The sequence below is a fragment of the Allomuricauda sp. MMSF_3307 genome (assembly GCF_030733585.1).
In the GTDB taxonomy this organism is placed as follows: domain Bacteria; phylum Bacteroidota; class Bacteroidia; order Flavobacteriales; family Flavobacteriaceae; genus Flagellimonas.
This window is the reverse complement of sequence record NZ_JASHIQ010000004.1, coordinates 287,027-302,872: the sequence shown is the minus strand read 5'-3', so window position 1 is coordinate 302,872 and position 15,846 is coordinate 287,027. Positions and strand designations below refer to the sequence as shown.

Annotated in this window: 12 protein-coding genes; 9 read left to right on the top strand and 3 right to left on the bottom strand. The window is 44.7% G+C overall.

All coding sequences use genetic code 11. From position 1 onward, the window contains the following. Nucleotides 1-281: 281 nt before the first annotated feature. Both RBB12_RS12085 and RBB12_RS12080 read right to left on the bottom strand, forming a co-directional pair. Nucleotides 282-2,819, bottom strand: a complete 2,538-nt coding sequence (locus RBB12_RS12085) for an ABC transporter permease (RefSeq protein ID WP_306014235.1) — start codon at nucleotides 2,817-2,819, stop codon at nucleotides 282-284. A gap of 1 nt (nucleotide 2,820) precedes the next feature. Then, the gene (locus tag RBB12_RS12080; RefSeq protein WP_306014234.1) at nucleotides 2,821-3,498 is read right to left on the bottom strand and encodes an ABC transporter ATP-binding protein; all 678 of its coding nucleotides are present in this window, start codon (nucleotides 3,496-3,498) and stop codon (nucleotides 2,821-2,823) included. Between the two features lie 42 nt (nucleotides 3,499-3,540). Between RBB12_RS12080 and RBB12_RS12075 the strand changes: the two genes are divergently transcribed. From RBB12_RS12075 to RBB12_RS12060, 4 genes are all read left to right on the top strand, one after another. Next, on the top strand, nucleotides 3,541-4,242 hold the full coding sequence (locus tag RBB12_RS12075) for an arylesterase (RefSeq protein ID WP_306014233.1): 702 nt from the start codon (nucleotides 3,541-3,543) through the stop codon (nucleotides 4,240-4,242). A gap of 64 nt (nucleotides 4,243-4,306) precedes the next feature. Further along, nucleotides 4,307-6,499, top strand: coding sequence for a PAS domain S-box protein (locus RBB12_RS12070; RefSeq protein ID WP_306014230.1), 2,193 nt, complete (start codon nucleotides 4,307-4,309; stop codon nucleotides 6,497-6,499). A 190-nt stretch (nucleotides 6,500-6,689) separates the two neighbouring features. Next, entirely contained in the window at nucleotides 6,690-8,051 is a 1,362-nt protein-coding gene (locus tag RBB12_RS12065) for a TolB family protein (RefSeq protein WP_306014229.1), read from the top strand. 23 nt (nucleotides 8,052-8,074) lie between these two features. Continuing rightward, the gene (locus tag RBB12_RS12060) at nucleotides 8,075-9,475 is read left to right on the top strand and encodes a Gfo/Idh/MocA family protein (RefSeq protein WP_306014228.1); all 1,401 of its coding nucleotides are present in this window, start codon (nucleotides 8,075-8,077) and stop codon (nucleotides 9,473-9,475) included. A 78-nt stretch (nucleotides 9,476-9,553) separates the two neighbouring features. On the opposite strand, the gene RBB12_RS12055 is transcribed toward RBB12_RS12060, so the two are convergent. Next, complete coding sequence (locus RBB12_RS12055; RefSeq protein ID WP_306014227.1) at nucleotides 9,554-10,480, bottom strand: LysR family transcriptional regulator; 927 nt, start codon at nucleotides 10,478-10,480, stop codon at nucleotides 9,554-9,556. Nucleotides 10,481-10,575: 95 nt separating this feature from the next. Here RBB12_RS12055 and RBB12_RS12050 point away from each other — a divergent pair, with 95 nt between their 5' ends. Genes RBB12_RS12050 through RBB12_RS12030 form a run of 5 tightly spaced genes read left to right on the top strand, consistent with a single transcriptional unit; the run spans nucleotide 10,576 to nucleotide 15,840 of the window. Beyond that, the gene (locus RBB12_RS12050; RefSeq protein ID WP_293287512.1) at nucleotides 10,576-10,884 is read left to right on the top strand and encodes a hypothetical protein; all 309 of its coding nucleotides are present in this window, start codon (nucleotides 10,576-10,578) and stop codon (nucleotides 10,882-10,884) included. A 46-nt stretch (nucleotides 10,885-10,930) separates the two neighbouring features. Beyond that, nucleotides 10,931-11,125: a hypothetical protein gene (locus RBB12_RS12045; protein WP_179384700.1), complete on the top strand. Its 195-nt coding sequence runs from the start codon at nucleotides 10,931-10,933 to the stop codon at nucleotides 11,123-11,125. Nucleotides 11,126-11,149: 24 nt separating this feature from the next. Then, nucleotides 11,150-12,607, top strand: coding sequence for a proton-conducting transporter membrane subunit (locus RBB12_RS12040; RefSeq protein WP_306014226.1), 1,458 nt, complete (start codon nucleotides 11,150-11,152; stop codon nucleotides 12,605-12,607). Beyond that, nucleotides 12,604-14,982 (top strand): DUF2309 domain-containing protein, encoded by a 2,379-nt coding sequence (locus RBB12_RS12035; RefSeq protein ID WP_306014225.1) that lies wholly within the window; start codon nucleotides 12,604-12,606, stop codon nucleotides 14,980-14,982. The genes RBB12_RS12040 and RBB12_RS12035 overlap by 4 nt, the downstream gene beginning before the upstream one ends. Before the next feature lie 3 nt (nucleotides 14,983-14,985). Continuing rightward, nucleotides 14,986-15,840, top strand: a complete 855-nt coding sequence (locus RBB12_RS12030) for a DUF6671 family protein (protein ID WP_306014224.1) — start codon at nucleotides 14,986-14,988, stop codon at nucleotides 15,838-15,840. The last annotated feature ends 6 nt before the right edge of the window (nucleotides 15,841-15,846 follow it).

The following is a 15,846-nucleotide window of genomic DNA, read 5'->3' as shown; positions in this document are numbered from 1 at the left end:
AAGCCACCCCTCGAACAACAGCTTTTGTCCCAATAAAAAGCCTGAGGGATTATTTGTAGTGATTCTTTACAAAACAAAAAATTCATCCATGTTTCGCTAAAAATCATTAATGGGATATTGGCACAGATTGTTTTGGCCTTTTTGATAGCATTGAATTGTAGTCTACTGTCAGACTAGTTATATAAACAGTGCCTAATGGGTTAGGAAAAGGGTCAACTTGTTTTCAAGGCTATGCTTTTAGCATAGACCATCTGTTGATTACTAACTCAATACCGTAAATTTTATTCTTTCTCCTTTTTCAGTACAGCCAATGGGGAATTTCTCACAATCCCAATACTATTGGTCACACCCAAGGTAAAAACCAGGAGTGTTATCGCAGGTAAAATTATGAAAAACGGCACCGCAGAAGGTGCAAAAGCAGTTTCAAAAAGTAGCCATGCCAGTAATGAGCTGGCCAAAACTGCCAAAACCACTCCCATAAAGGCACCCAAAAAACCTAAAATGGTATACTCGATAGCGATCATTTTTAGAATTTGTGCACTTTTTGCACCCAAAGTCCTTAGCAACGCTCCTTGTTTTACCCTTTGGTGCTTACTGCTATAAATAGCTCCCATCAATACAGCAACCCCTACAAAAATGCTGAAGAAAGCCATAAAATTGATAATCCATCCGATCTTTCCCAAGATGTCTTCCAGCAGGGCGAGAATCCGTTTAAGGTCTAAAATGGAAACATTGGGAAAATCGCGTACCAACTGTTGTTGGAGGCTTGCCGAACTTTCATCATCCGATGTTCGCAGCGTCATGACCCCAAATTGAGGGGCATTCTCGAGCACTCCCGATGGAAAAACAACGGAAAAATTGGGTTGTAGTCTACTCCAATCCACTTCGCGTATGCTCTGCACCGTGGTCTCCATAATCCGACCCTGTACATTAAAAGCGACCGGGTCTCCAATGTTTACTTTTGCCATGTTGGCAAAGTCACTGCTTACGGAAATGGGGATTTCGGCATTGGATTCCGCTTGTTTTACCCATTCCCCTGCCATAATCCTTTCCGAGCCGATAAGACTATCGCGATAGGTCACCCTGAATTCATGGTTCAATATCCACCTGCCCACTTGTGAGGTGGAATCTTTTCGAATGTCCTCCACATGTCGGCCGTTCAAGGTCTCCACCCGCATGGTGACAATAGGAATCTTGTCAATTACCGGCATTCCTGCGGATTCCACCGTTTGTGCAATGGCTTCCACTTGTTGCTTTTGAATGTCCATTAGAATCATATTGGCACTATTGGCACTATCCTCAATGGCCGCTTTCTCCAACAACATATCCTTGGTAAAATAAAGGGTGCTGATCAAGAATGTTCCTATCCCAATCGATAGGACCAATACCAAGGTTTGATTTTGCGGACGAAATAGATTCTTTAGGCTTTGACGGGCCATAAAACTCCATGAATAGGGGAAAAATCGTTTTAACAAGGCCATAAAAAAACGGGCCACAGCGGTCAAAATCAAAAAAACGACCAGCAGGCCGGCCACAAAGAGTAAAGACCTCACCAAATCGCCCAGCAACCAATAGGAAAAACCACAGATAAAGAGTAAAATGCCCATGCCTACGGCGGCAGTGGCCCGTTTGGAATTGGACCTTGGTTCCTGTACCACCCGAAGCGCTTGCAATGGTGACACGTAGAGCGTTTTCATAAGGGGGTAAAGGGCAAACAAAACGGACATGGCCACCCCAAGTAAAAGACCCAGCAATATGCTTTGCATCGAGAAAGTGATATCCACATCCACAGGCAAGAGGTCACCCAAGAGTACAGGAAAAAGCTGTTGAAGGAGATACCCCAATATAGTTCCCAATAAACCACCAATGATGCCCATGCAGGCTATCTGGACAAAAAATATCAAATAACTCTGTGGTTTGGAAGCCCCCAAACACTTAAGCACGGCAATGGACCTTATTTTCATCCGGACGTAAATGCCCATTCCACTGGCGATGCCCACACAGCCCAACAAAAGCGCAATAAACCCTACAAGATTTAGGAATTTAGCGAAATTTTCATACCGTCTGCCCAATCTTCTCGCTTCGGAGAGATGCGTATCCAAATCTGCTTCTTCCAAATCCAAGATAGGTTCCACCTCCTTGCTCAACAAGGCCATATCCTGACCTTCATCAGCCTCAAAATAATACTTGTATTCGATTCGGCTTCCGGTCTGCACCAACCCGGTCATTTCGATATACCGATAAGGAATGAGGACCGGCGGGGCAATGGCGCCAAACACCGAAGTGCTACCGGGCACATTCTCCAAAGCACCGGAGATAGGCAAGGTCACGGCCCCCAATTTGATACTATCCCCTTCTTGTAGTTGGAGTTGTAGCATGGTAGTGGCATCCACCAGTGCACCACCGTTTTTGAAAGTCTCGCTTGCCGAAGATGGCTCGGTCTCCAAATCCCCGTAAAAAGGGAAACCTCCTTCTACACCCCTAACTTCCATGAGTTTGGTGCCCTTGTTTGCAGGGAAAGCAGCCATGGAAAGGAAGTTGATTTCCTTTGCATCGGCACCTCCAAGGGAATCCATAATTCCCATCACCTTATCATTGACAGGCTTATCACTTTCAATAACAAAATCCGCCCCCAAAAGGGATTTCGATTGTAGGGCAATGTTCTCCCGCAGTACCCGGCTAAATGAATGCACACTTACCACGGCTGCCACGCCCAAGGTAATGGAGAAAACAAATAACAAAAGTTTACCATAGCTCGCCCGACCATCGCGCCAGGCCATTTTGAGCAACCAAGAAAATCCAGCGTTGTTCTTTCCCATACTACCCTACGGTTTCCTCGATTTTGCCCGATCTAAGGCGAATACTTTTATCCGTTTTTTTGGCCAACTCCAAGTCATGGGTCACAATTACGAGTGCTGTACCCTGCTCCTTGTTAAGCTCGAAAAGCAGGTCCTCTATCCGAGTTCCTGTGTCGTCATCAAGATTTCCAGTAGGCTCATCGGCGAACAAAATCGATGGGCGGTTGGCGAAAGCACGTGCCAGGGCGACCCTTTGCTGCTCCCCTCCGGATAATTGTGACGGATAATGACCTTCCCTCTCCTGAAGTCCCACTTTGGCCAATAGTTCCTTTCCCTGTTCCTTGGCTTTTTTTGCCCCGCGCAGTTCCAAAGGAACAACAACGTTCTCAAGAGCGGTGAGGGTGGGTAGCAATTGAAAGTCCTGAAAAACAAATCCCACATTTTGGTTTCTTAACAATGCCCTTCCGTCTTCATCCAAATCGAACAAATTGGAACCGCAGAGCCAAACCTCACCCTGATCTGTAGTGTCCAGTCCGGCACAAAGGCCCAACAATGTGGTTTTTCCACTACCTGAAGGACCTACAATGGCAAAACTTTGGCCCTTATCCACCTCAAAAGAAACATTATTGAGTACATTTAAGTCATGATCCCCACTTTTATATGTTTTAGAGAGGTTTTGAACTTTTAATATCTTTGACATACCATGTTTTTGGTTAAAACTCTCAAAATACTAAAATTGCCCATGACCAAGAAAATCCCAAGCTTCCGCAGTCCGTTAATGTTTTGTTATTTTTTGATCTTACTAATTTCTGGCTGTGGTGAAAAGAGTTCCAAAAAAGAAAAACAGGAATCGGTTCCAGCAGAAGAAACGGTAGTTGCCGAGTCTGCCGATTCCAATAAAAAAATACTCTTTTTTGGCGATAGTTTAACCGCTGGCTACGGTCTAGAAATGGGTGAGGCTTTTCCGTCGGTCATCCAACAAAAAATTGATTCTTTGGGGCTGAATTACTCCGTGATCAATGCTGGGCTCAGTGGCGAGACCACCGCTAGTGGCAAAAATCGATTGGATTGGGTGTTGGAAGAGGACATTGATATCGTTATCATCGAATTGGGAGCCAATGACGGGTTGAGAGGGATTCCATTGACCGAAACAGCTTCCAATCTTCAGGCGATGGTAGACCAAGTACAGAAAGAGCTGCCCAATGCCAAGATCATATTGGCCGGTATGAAGATTCCTCCCAATATGGGTCCAGAGTATACCGCTGAATTTGAGAACATTTTTCCAAATTTGGCAGCACGTGAACAAATAGCACTTATTCCATTTTTATTGGAAGATGTTGCGGGTATTCCCGAGCTGAATCAGGCCGATGGCATACATCCAACCGAAAAAGGGCAAAAATTGGTCGCTGAAAACGTGTGGAAAGTGCTAAAACCCATGCTTTAAGGTAGAAATAGGCAATAATGACGTACTTTTGGGGTTTAGTATTTTGGATTTAACCTAGCCCCAGATGACCTCAACTGAATCCATCCTTCACAATGCCGCACTTCCCTTTGCCATTTTGGATGAGAACAAGTCTTTCTTGGACTTCTCCAAAACCTGGCTGGACCAATTTGGCCTAACAGATGATATTGAAGGGAAAAGTTTCTTTTCGGTAATGCCCGAACTTCCAGATGAATTGGAATTGGATATTGACTACTGCTTGGAGGGAATCGAAAAGAGATCGGACACTAAACGTAAAGTCCTGAAAAATGGGGATTATGTGTGGTACGATTGGAAAATCAACAATATTTCGTGCAAAAGTGAATCCTCCACTTGCATTCTCATCATTTTGGAGGATGTGACCCATAGACGAAGGGAAGAAGACCTGATGATGCGGTCCCAAGAGGTGGCAAGAATAGGAGGATGGGAAGTCGACTTTGTAAGGAACACGATTTATTGGTCCAAAATCACTAAGGAAATCCACGAAGTTCCCCAGGATTACGTGCCCGATCTGGAGAAGGGCATCTCCTTTTATAAAGAAGGACATAGCCGTGAAACAATCAGTAAATTGGTCCAAGAATGCCGGGAAAAGGGTAAATCTTGGGATACCGAACTTCAAATTGTGACCGCAAAAGGAAAGGAAGTTTGGGTAAGAGCGATTGGGGAACCTGAATTGTTGGACGGAAAATGCGTACGCATCGTTGGCACCTTTCAAGATATTGACAGACGTAAAAAAACCGAACTTGAGTTCAAAAAGTTAAGCGATAGATTATCCATAGCCACAAAAACGGCGGGTATTGGAATTTGGGAGTTTGATATCTCCAACAACCAACTACTTTGGGATGATAATATGTACCGTTTGTACGGCATCAAAAAAAATGATTTTAAAGGCGTATACGAAGCATGGGAAGCTTGTGTTCACCCGGATGATGCCGAAATTACTGCCTCAGAGGTCAATGATGCAATTGCAGGTATCCGAAACTTTGATACGATTTTCAGGGTTCGATGGCCCAACGGAGAAGCCCGCTGGATCCGGGCAGAGGCCACGGTTATTCGGGACAGGGACGGAAATCCCTTAAAAATGATCGGGATCAACGAAGATATCACCGCCTTAAAGGTCACCCAACTACAATTACTTAAAAGCGAGGAATCCCTTCAGTCCACTTTGGAAAACTCTTCTGTTGGAATGGCACTGGTAGCGACGAACGGTAAGTTTATCAACGTCAATCAAAGCTTGTGCAAAAGTATCGGGTACCGCAAGGATGCTCTCCTCAACATGCGGTTCCAAGATATAACACATCCCGATGATTTGGAGAACGACCTTTCCCTCCTAAAAGAACTCATCCATGGAAAGCGCAGTACTTATCAAATTGAGAAGAGATATATTCATAAAAATGGAAGCTTCGTCCATACCATACTTACAGTGACCGCAGCACGCGGTATTGATGGGGACATCACGCATTTCATCTCACAAATGGTTGATATTTCGGAACGAATCAAGGCCGAGGATAAATTAAAGGGGCTTTTGGAACTTTCGTCCAACCAGAACAACAGCCTATTGAACTTTGCACATATCGTGTCACATAACCTAAGGTCACATGCCGCCAACCTGACGATGATCAATGGCTTTTTGAACGACGAAACCTTGGGCGACAGCGAGCGATCGGACAGTTTGACCATGTTGGGCAGAGCGACCAGTGGGCTCAACGAAACAATTTCGCATCTCAACGAAGTGGTGCAGGTAAAATTAAGGACCGATGAAAATCTAAAGTCCGTACACCTCAACTACATCGTCCAAAAAGTGCTGATGGATCTACAGGCCATCATAGAGAAGGACGATATCCGAATCGAGGTGGATGTACCCAAAGAATTACAGATCAAAGGGGTGCTGGCTTATTTGGAGAGCGTTGTGCTCAACCTTGTTTCCAATGCCATCAAATATCGTGATCCAAAAAAGAAAGATAACTTCGTATCCATTACAGCTTTTGAGGAGGGACAAACCATTATGTTGAAGGTAGCTGACAATGGTTTGGGCATAGATTTGGAAAAATATGGCCAAAAACTATTTGGGATGTACAAGGTTTTCCATGGGAATAAAGATGCCCGAGGTATAGGTTTGTTCATAACCAAGAACCAAATCGAGTCGATGGGAGGCAGCATCTCTGTGGAAAGCATCCCTTTAAAAGGTACAACGTTTTGCGTGACTTTTGTGAAAGATTGAGCCTTTACCCTTTTCTTGAATTGCCCCTATTTAAATTGATTTCAACACAAAGAGCTAAAATTCAATAAGTTATAACCAAAAACTGTCTTTTTTGGGCTCATCTGTGCATCTACGGACAGTAAAGAACCCATCCCAATTATAATGGCAAAGCCGTATATTTAGGGCGCACACCAAAACTAAACAACCAAACATGAAGGTTTTTTTACATCTTCAGCAGCTTCTCGTGCGCCAATTTCAATTGTCGCTTTCAAAGTCCTGCCTATTTTTATTCAGTATTTTATCCAGCATTTCCGTATCCGCCCAGCAATCGAAAGATTCCCTGGAAATCATCACATTATTGGAAAAAGAAGGAAGGACCTGGCGTATGGGGGACAAAGAGGGACATGCCGAATGCTGGCTGGAGCGGCCTTATGGACGCATTATGGTTTCTACGGCAGATGGAAACACCTTCAACCTGCCCTCAAAAACCATGATCGCCCCTCAACCGGGCATGATGGGAGATGGTGGATTTGCCTTTCATTCCAATCACAGAATGAAAATCGGCAGCGATATGGCATGGGTGAACCATGATGAAGTTTCGGTGGACACCAATGGAAAGGTGTCCCTATCCCATGAAACACGTTTTTTGGAAAAATGGAACAATCAATGGAAATTAGTGGGACAGTCCATCCATACCTACAATAACCCTACAAAACAAAAAATGGATACTACCAGTTACATACAGACCGTAGACATCGAAACCGGGAGCATTGAAACGGTACTAACGATAAATGAGCATTTTGAAGCCCCCAATTGGCACCCGGAAAATTATTTGATCGTAAACAGTAGAGGGAAGTTATATACCTTGGACCTTGAACGTAAAGAGCTGGAACTATTGGAAACCGGCTTTGCCGACGAATGCAATAATGACCATGGCATTTCTCCAGATAACAAATGGCTGGCCATTAGCCATAACGACAGGGAACACCCCTCAACCAAACCCTACAAACCTGCCATTTACGTTCTTCCTATTGGTGGTGGTACGCCGCGAAAGGTAACCTCTAAAGTGCCTTCTTATTGGCACGGATGGTCGCCAGATGGCAAAAGATTGGCCTATTGCGCCGAGCGAAATGGAAATTATGACATCTATACCATCCCAGTGGAAGGTGGTGAGGAAAAAAGACTGACCAATGCGGAAGGGTTGGATGATGGCCCTGAATATTCCCCAGATGGTAAGTACATCTATTATAATTCCTATAAATCCGGGCACATGCAATTGTGGAGAATGGACCCAAATGGCAAAAACCAGGAACAATTGACTTTTGACAAAAATTCCAATTGGTTCCCCCACCCTAGCCCAGACGGCAAATGGATTGTATATATCGCCTATACTTCGGACCAAAAACAGAATCACTTATTCGGTAAGCAAGTAAAGTTAAGATTGATGAATCTGGAAACAAGGGAAATTAAGGATATTACCCCCGTGTTCTTTGGGGGCCAAGGCACCATCAATGTGCCCTCATGGAGTCCCGATAGCAAAAAGGTCGCTTTTGTGAGCTATTCCGTCAACTAGAAGAAAATAAGAAACCAAAACACATGAAAAACAACGATTCCAACAAAAGAAGAAAGTTTTTACGTCAAATTGGGGCCACTACGCTGGCTACGGCAAGCACCCCCTTTATCTCATTTGCAGCCCAAGAAAAGGCCGAAGAGCGCATACTTCGCTATCAAAAAGGGTTTGGGAGCAACGATACCGTCCGTATCGGTGTGATCGGCTACGGCGTCCAAGGCCATTTTGACCTATCCACTGCCCTCCGTGTTCCTGGAGTAGAGCTTGCCGGTATTTGTGACCTTTATGAAGGCCGACTGATTCGGGCACAGGAAGAATTTGGCAAGGACTTGTACGTTACCCGAAATTACAAGGACCTGTTGGACAGGGACGATATTGATGCGGTGCTTATCTGTACCACCGATGTGTGGCATGCGCAGATGACATTGGATGCGCTTGCCAAAGGCAAGCATGTGTATCTAGAGAAACCGATGGTTCATAAAATCGATGAAGGCTATCCGGTTATGGAAGCGGCAAAAAAATCGGGCAAGGTGGTCCAAATTGGTAGTCAACGTGTAAGCAGTGTGGGCTATGAAAAGGCAAAAGAGCTCTTGGCTGCCGGAGAAATCGGGGACTTGAACATGGTTTCTGCGGCATGGGACCGTCAAAGTTCCATCGGAGCATGGGAATACACCATTCCAGACGACGCCAGTGCCGAGACCACGGATTGGGAAACCTTTATCGAAATCACTGATAAAATGCCATTTGATGCCAAAAAGTTCTTTTGGTGGAGGGCCTTTAAGGAATTTGGAACAGGCGTTGCCGGCGACCTTTACATCCATTTACTGAGCGGTACACATTTGATTACCAATTCAAAAGGACCAGAGAGCATTTATAGCACTGGACAGTTCAGTTACTGGAAAGATGGCAGGAACATGCCCGATGTGATGTCCGGTGTCATGCAATATCCAGATAGCGAAGAGCATCCTGCTTTCCAGTTGAACCTACGGGTGAATTTCATCAGCGGTACCGGAGGTCAGGAGGTCATAGAGCTAATTGGTTCGGAAGGCACCATTACCATCAATGGGGACGATATTACGGTGGGATACAGCAAAATGCCCGAAGCTCCCGGATTTGGAGGTTATGATTCTGTTTTCACCTTCCCTGAAGAAATGCAAAAGCGGATGACTGCCGCTTATAATACCAAATGGACCGAGGCACAACAAAAAAGACATCCAAAAGGTGATGTAATCTATAAAGCTCCTGAAGGATACAGCTCACATTTGGATCACTTCACCAACTTTTTTGACGCCATCCGTGATGGTAAAACGGTTGTGGAAGATGCAGAGTTTGGATTTAGGGCAGCCGCTCCAGCACTTGCCTGCAACACCAGCTATTTTGATAAAAAAATCATGCATTGGGATCCCAAAAACATGAAATTGGTGTAGTTGCACCCCTAATAAACCTTTAAGGTTTTCTGAGACAGAGACATCAAAAAGCGCCATGCCTTGGGTACGGCGCTTTTTTTATGAAAAATCGGAAATCCAATCAAATTTATCCTGGATGATGAATTCCTTGCGCTCCCTCAGATAATCCAGAAAGGCCACGGCAGCGGGTGAAAGATTTTTGGATTGCAACCAAATCAAGTTCCAATTGGTAATAATGGGCAACCCTTTCACGGGCACAATTTTGAGGTCTTTGTTACGAAGTGCGTTCTTGTTTCCGATCAATGGCATTATGGAACATCCCAATCCCGCAATTACGGCCTGTTTTACAGCTTCGTTGGAGGTAAGCTCCATGGTTTTGTTGACCTTAAAATTATTCTTTTCGATAAAGCCTTCCATCGCATTGCGCGTTGCAGACCCAGGTTCCCTATAAATCAGGGGCGTTCGTTCAAAAAGATGCTTTTTTGAAGGCGATTTTGGTAATTCCCGATCATAATTGCTTACATAAAACAATTTATTGGGCATCAGTTCGACACCATCTACTTTCAATTTATCCGGTAACACCGAAACCAGGGCAAAATCAACCTCATTGAGTTCCAAACTCCGGACGACCTTAGTTTTGTTCGTCACGTCCATTATAAGATCTACCCCGGTATGTTCTGCCATAAAATCCGACATAAAATAAGGCATCACATACTTGCCGGTGGAAACGACCGATATTTTAAGGCGACCCGATAATTTTCCTTGATACGCCATGGTCCGGTAGTTGATTTCTTGTACTTGATTCAAAATCTTTTCGGCAGCTCGGGCAATTTCCTTTCCAAAATCCGTGACAAAAAGTCGTCTGCCCACCACTTCCGTGAGGGGAATCGGAAACTGATCTTGAAAATTTTTCAACTGTATGGACACTGCTGGCTGGGTCAGGTGAAGCTCCTCTGAAGCCTTCGTAATGCTCTGTAATTCAGTTATTTTCAGGAATATCTGTAGTTGGTGCAAAGTGTAGTTCATAAAAGAAGTTAATGTTTGTTATTATAAATATAAATAAAATTTAATGACTTATTTACCTAACCTTTGCAACAAAGAATAAATCTAAACTCACATCCATGGAAACAAAGCAATTATCAAAAGTGACCACTGAACAAAAAACGATTCAGTTGGTAGATGGGACATTCACACCAAGTGAGGCCTGCGATGTTATCTCCTCATTGATCGATGAAAAAATCAACTTTCACAAAATCCAAAGACTCAAAATTTGGGAAGGGAATCACCATAGCAAGACCAACCTATTGGACAGTCGCATCGGAGAATTGGAGGAAGAAAGACAAACAGCCCGAATGATCATCAACCAGGCGCGAGCTGAAGGCCGCAATGTTCAAATCAACGGCGTTTTGGAATTCAAATTTGTGGATTAATTCAACATACTTCCTAAACCATCAGCAAATGCTAAATCAAGACAACATGCAAAAATCAAAACATATTATCCCCGTGCTTTTGGGACTGCTTATCATGGTCCTAATGATCGCTATGTCATACCTAAATCAATCCATGTTCCTAGATCGCATCTTACTGTGCAGTTTTATCGTAGGGGTGGTATTGTTGGCCAAAGTGCGTAGCGGTGTTCAACGTGTCGTTCCAGAAGAAAAAGACAAATAGGAATTTCCTCAAAAAAACACGAAAATGACTCAACTCACAACCATCATCAGGAAATCATCCGAAAAAACAGTCTTTACCGGGGCCATCCCGGTTTTATTTTGGCTGATGTTTATCGGTAACCTGATCTTTACCGCATTTCACTTTCCCAATGTACCCGAATGGAAATGGGGCGAATTAGTAAAATTCAATGGCTTTTCGGCCTTATTGTGGACCACGGTTTCCTTTTTTGGAGGTGTGATTACCACCTACGCCAGCTCCTATTTTAAAGATCGTGGGCAACGCTCCAAATTCATGCTCCTGTGTTTGGGCTTTACCATTGCCGTTATGCTCTTTTTGGTATCCGAACACATTGTGTTGCTCATGTTCAGCTGGCTATTGATGGGAGCCGTGATGTCCAATTTGATAGGTCTGGATTCCCGCTGGGGAGAGGCCAGGGAAGCGAAACGTTTTGCTCGTCAGTATTTTGTGATTGGTAGTGTTTTTCTGAGTATCGGTTTGCTTCTTTTAGCATCGTATAACCACACCATCACCTTGAGCGGTGTGATCAATGGTATTGGTAAAACACCTGACCATATTATTGTGATTGCGGCCCTATGTATCATTGTAGCGGCATTGATCCAATCAGCCATATTTCCCTTTCATAAATGGTTGTTGTCCTCGATGACCGCCCCTACCCCTGCCTCCGCTTTGATGCATGCCGGATTCGTGAACGGTTCGGGCATTGTATTGACTGTTTTGGCCACTGTAATTGTGGCCTCCCATACCATGGATGTGCTCTTTATAATTGGGGGACTTACGGCCATCTTGGCGCAGTTCACCAAACTTATCCAAACCAATGTAAAACAGCGGCTGGCCTGTTCCACCATTGCACAAATGGGCTTTATGATCATGCAATGTGGACTTGGTTTCTTCAATGCGGCGATTGCCCACCTAATCTTACACGGATTTTACAAGGCGTACTTGTTCCTATCTTCTGGGGAGGAAATCGAACGCTTGAACCCTAAACATCCCCCTGTCATTAAGATCAAATGGTTGGAAGCCTTGGTCGTATTGCTATTCAGCTTACTTGGGGCCTTTATTTTTGCCAGACTTACCGGAAAAGGCATGGAGTGGGATAGCGGAATTTTCCTCACGCTTATCGCGTCAATTACGGTTGGACAGGCCACCTACAATATCGTGAAGCAAAAAACATTCAGCGGCCTACAAAAACTTATAGTTCCCCCCTTTCTTTTTGTGGCCGGGATTGGTGCCTATGCCCTCTTTTACAATGGTGTATCCGCGCTTATGACCGGTATGGAAATCATATCCGTCCCTTCACCGGTAACCCCGCTACAGATCACATTTGGAGTAGTGTTTTTGACCGGTTTCTTTCTGATGAAACTAGGGGTGTACCGCCAAATACCATGGCTGTACGTAAAACTGATGAACCTATCCCAACCATCAAAAAAGACCATTTTAATGTATAAAACCAAAACACAATGAACCCGACCACCATTAGCACACTCATAGAAAAAGCTGCAGATCATATTGGCAGCACTTGGCCACTCTATTCCTTTGTGACCTCGAATCCGTTGAGCGGTTACGAAAAATTGCCTTTCACAGAGGCAGTACAGCGGGCGAAGGAAGTTTTGGGAACCTCAGTTTACCCAAAGGCATCGGTTTACCGAAAAGCCCTGGAAAATGGAGACATCAATGCTGGGGTCTTGCAAAATGTACTGCACAAACACGGCTATAAAAAGCTTCCAGAACATTATTTGCCATTGATGGAATCCGAGCAAACAGTAGAGAATATCAATCCATTTGCCGAATTGGACAGGGCCATGGTAAAGTGGTTGTCCGCTTTTATGGACGAAGGATTGGCAGAATGGGAGATGCCATTTAAATCCTCCGGATTCTACAACGCTTGGAGAAAGCTCGCTCCCTACGACGAGATTTTTGGGAACATCGGAACCAACGATATTCCAAAAACCAGTCAGGAAGCATTGATCCAGCTTACCAATAATTTTTCCGAAAAGGAGATTCAGGAGTTATTCACCCAACACTTGGCCGCTTTGCCGGGGTGGATAGGGTATATTAAGCTAAGGACACAGAACCAAACGGAATGGCAAAAACAATACCCCATCAATCTGGAACAGTATCTTGCCGTTCGATTATGGACAGCCAAACAACTTGGTATAGCGTTGTTGTCCAATGAAATAAAGACTCAGCCAGATACCGAAATCGCGGAGCTACAACACTTATGGCTCAAGGCATGGGAAAAAAGCTGGCAATTGGAATTGGTCCACACTCTTGGCAACTCGCCCAAAGAAATCGACTTGAACAAGAAAAAAAGCAGTGTTCCCGATGCGCAACTGGTATTTTGTATCGACACGCGTTCGGAATTGATCCGTAGGCACGTGGAGTCCAAAGGATTTTATGAAACCTTTGGTTACGCGGGCTTTTTCGGGATTGCCATGGATTATGAGAACTCCCAAAACGGTATTACACAAAAATCCTGTCCCCCAATCTTGGATTCGTGCTACACCGTAAAAGAGGTGGCTCAAGAAAACAAGGAAGTTGAAAAGCAAAAACTGGACAGGAAAAATGAGGTTTCCCAATTCTGGAACTACTTCATGAAACGAATGAAAAACATGTTGCCCTCCACCTTTGGCTTTGTGGAAGGCTCCGGTTTCTTTTATGGACTTCATCTTATGGCGCGTACCATAAGTCCAGCTTCGCTCTATCGTTTTTCCCACAAGAGAAAGACAGGACACGAGTCGGTTTGCGACCCACAATTGCAAAACGCCCAAAGCACCCATGATCTAAATGTGCCGATAGCGGAACAGGCCGCTATCGTAAAATCCGGTTTTGATTTGATGGGATGGCAAAATTTTGCTCCCTTGGTCGTTTTTGTAGGCCACGGAAGCCACTCGGCCAACAATCCATTTGGTTCCAGCTTGGATTGTGGTGCCTGTGCGGCCAGCCCTGGGCGACACAACGCAAGAATGCTGGCCAAAATGGCAAACAACACCGATGTTAGAAAGCTATTGGAGAATCAATATGGCCTCAAGATTCCGGACACAACCTGGTTCTTGGGAGCGGAGCACAATACGACCACGGATGAAATCGAACTGTTTGACAAAGATATTCCATCATCCCATCAACAGTTATTGGACAACCTAAAATCAAATCTTGAAAAAGCCCAAATTACAGCGACCCAAGAACGGTTGGGCGCTATGGGCAACAGTGTAGCCATGGCGCAAATCAATGCCAGTAACTGGGGCGAGACCCGTCCGGAATGGGGATTGGCCAAAAATGCAAGCTTTGTGATCGCACCTAGAAAAACTACCCAACATATTGATCTGGACGGAAGGTGTTTCCTGCATTCCTACGATTGGAAAAACGATACGGATGGAACCGCTTTGGAAGCCATTATGCAAGGGCCCATGGTAGTGACCCAATGGATCAACAACCATTATTACTTTTCTACCGTGGACAACGGAAAGTTTGGTGCAGGAACCAAGACTACCCACAATATTACAGGCAAGTTTGGGGTAGTGCAAGGTAATGGCGGCGATTTACAGACAGGGCTTCCATGGGAGTCCCTCTACAACGCCGATAACGAGCCCTACCACTCCCCTTTGCGGCTTACTGTGGTAATCCAAGCACCAAAGGAACGGGTAAATACCATTCTTTCGAAGTACGAAGCACTCAAGTCGTTAGTGACCAACGAATGGATTCACCTGATTATTATGGATCCAGAGAAAGGAACCAGCATCCACTGGTTGGACCAACAAGAATTGGAACTTAAAGAGGAGGAACAGTTTATCAATGGGTTTTTAAAACGAAAAGTACACGAAGAATTGACCATTGCCTAACACATGAAAACACCTGCCCACGGAAATGACCTATTTGTAGGAAGAACCGTGACCATTGCTACGATGCATGGGAAAGAGCAGGTTTTGGCACCCCTATTGGAGCGCGAACTACAGGTTCGCTGTACGGTAGCGGAAGATTTGGACACGGATGCTTTCGGAAGCTTCTCAGGAGAAATACAGCGAAAAGGCACTCCTTTGGAAGCACTGAGGGCAAAGACCAAAAAAGCAATTGAGTTGGTCGAGGGAAGTTTGGTGGTGGCCAGTGAAGGATCATTTGGCCCCCACCCTTCCTATTTTTTTATCCCGGGAAACGAGGAAATGGTCATGTTGACCGATACCGTGAACAAACTCGAAATCGTAGGTCGACATTTGACCGAAAAGACCAATTACCATAAAAGAGAAATCAAAAGTCTATCGGAATTCGAATCCTTTGCCAAAGAAATTGGTGCACCCGAGCACGGTATCATCCTTAAAACAATACATGGAGTGCAGCAGGTTTGGAAGGATTTTTCATCCTTTGAAGAAACCGTGCACACTGTGGAACGGCTACTTCATAAAGGAGCATCCTTGCAAGCTGAAACCGATATGCGAGCCATGAACAACCCTACGCGCATGAAGGCCATTGAACAGGCCACCTTGGATTTAATCAAAAACATCAAATCGTGCTGTCCCAAATGCCAAGTCCCTGGTTTTTCGATTCAAGGAGTACAACGGGGATTGCCCTGTGAATACTGCGGGATGCCGACCAAGTCCGTGAAAGCGCACGTATACAACTGCCAAAAGTGTGGCTTTACAGAAACGCGCTCAAACCAAAGGGAATACGAAAACCCGCAATACTGCGATTATTGCAACCCATAAACCTGA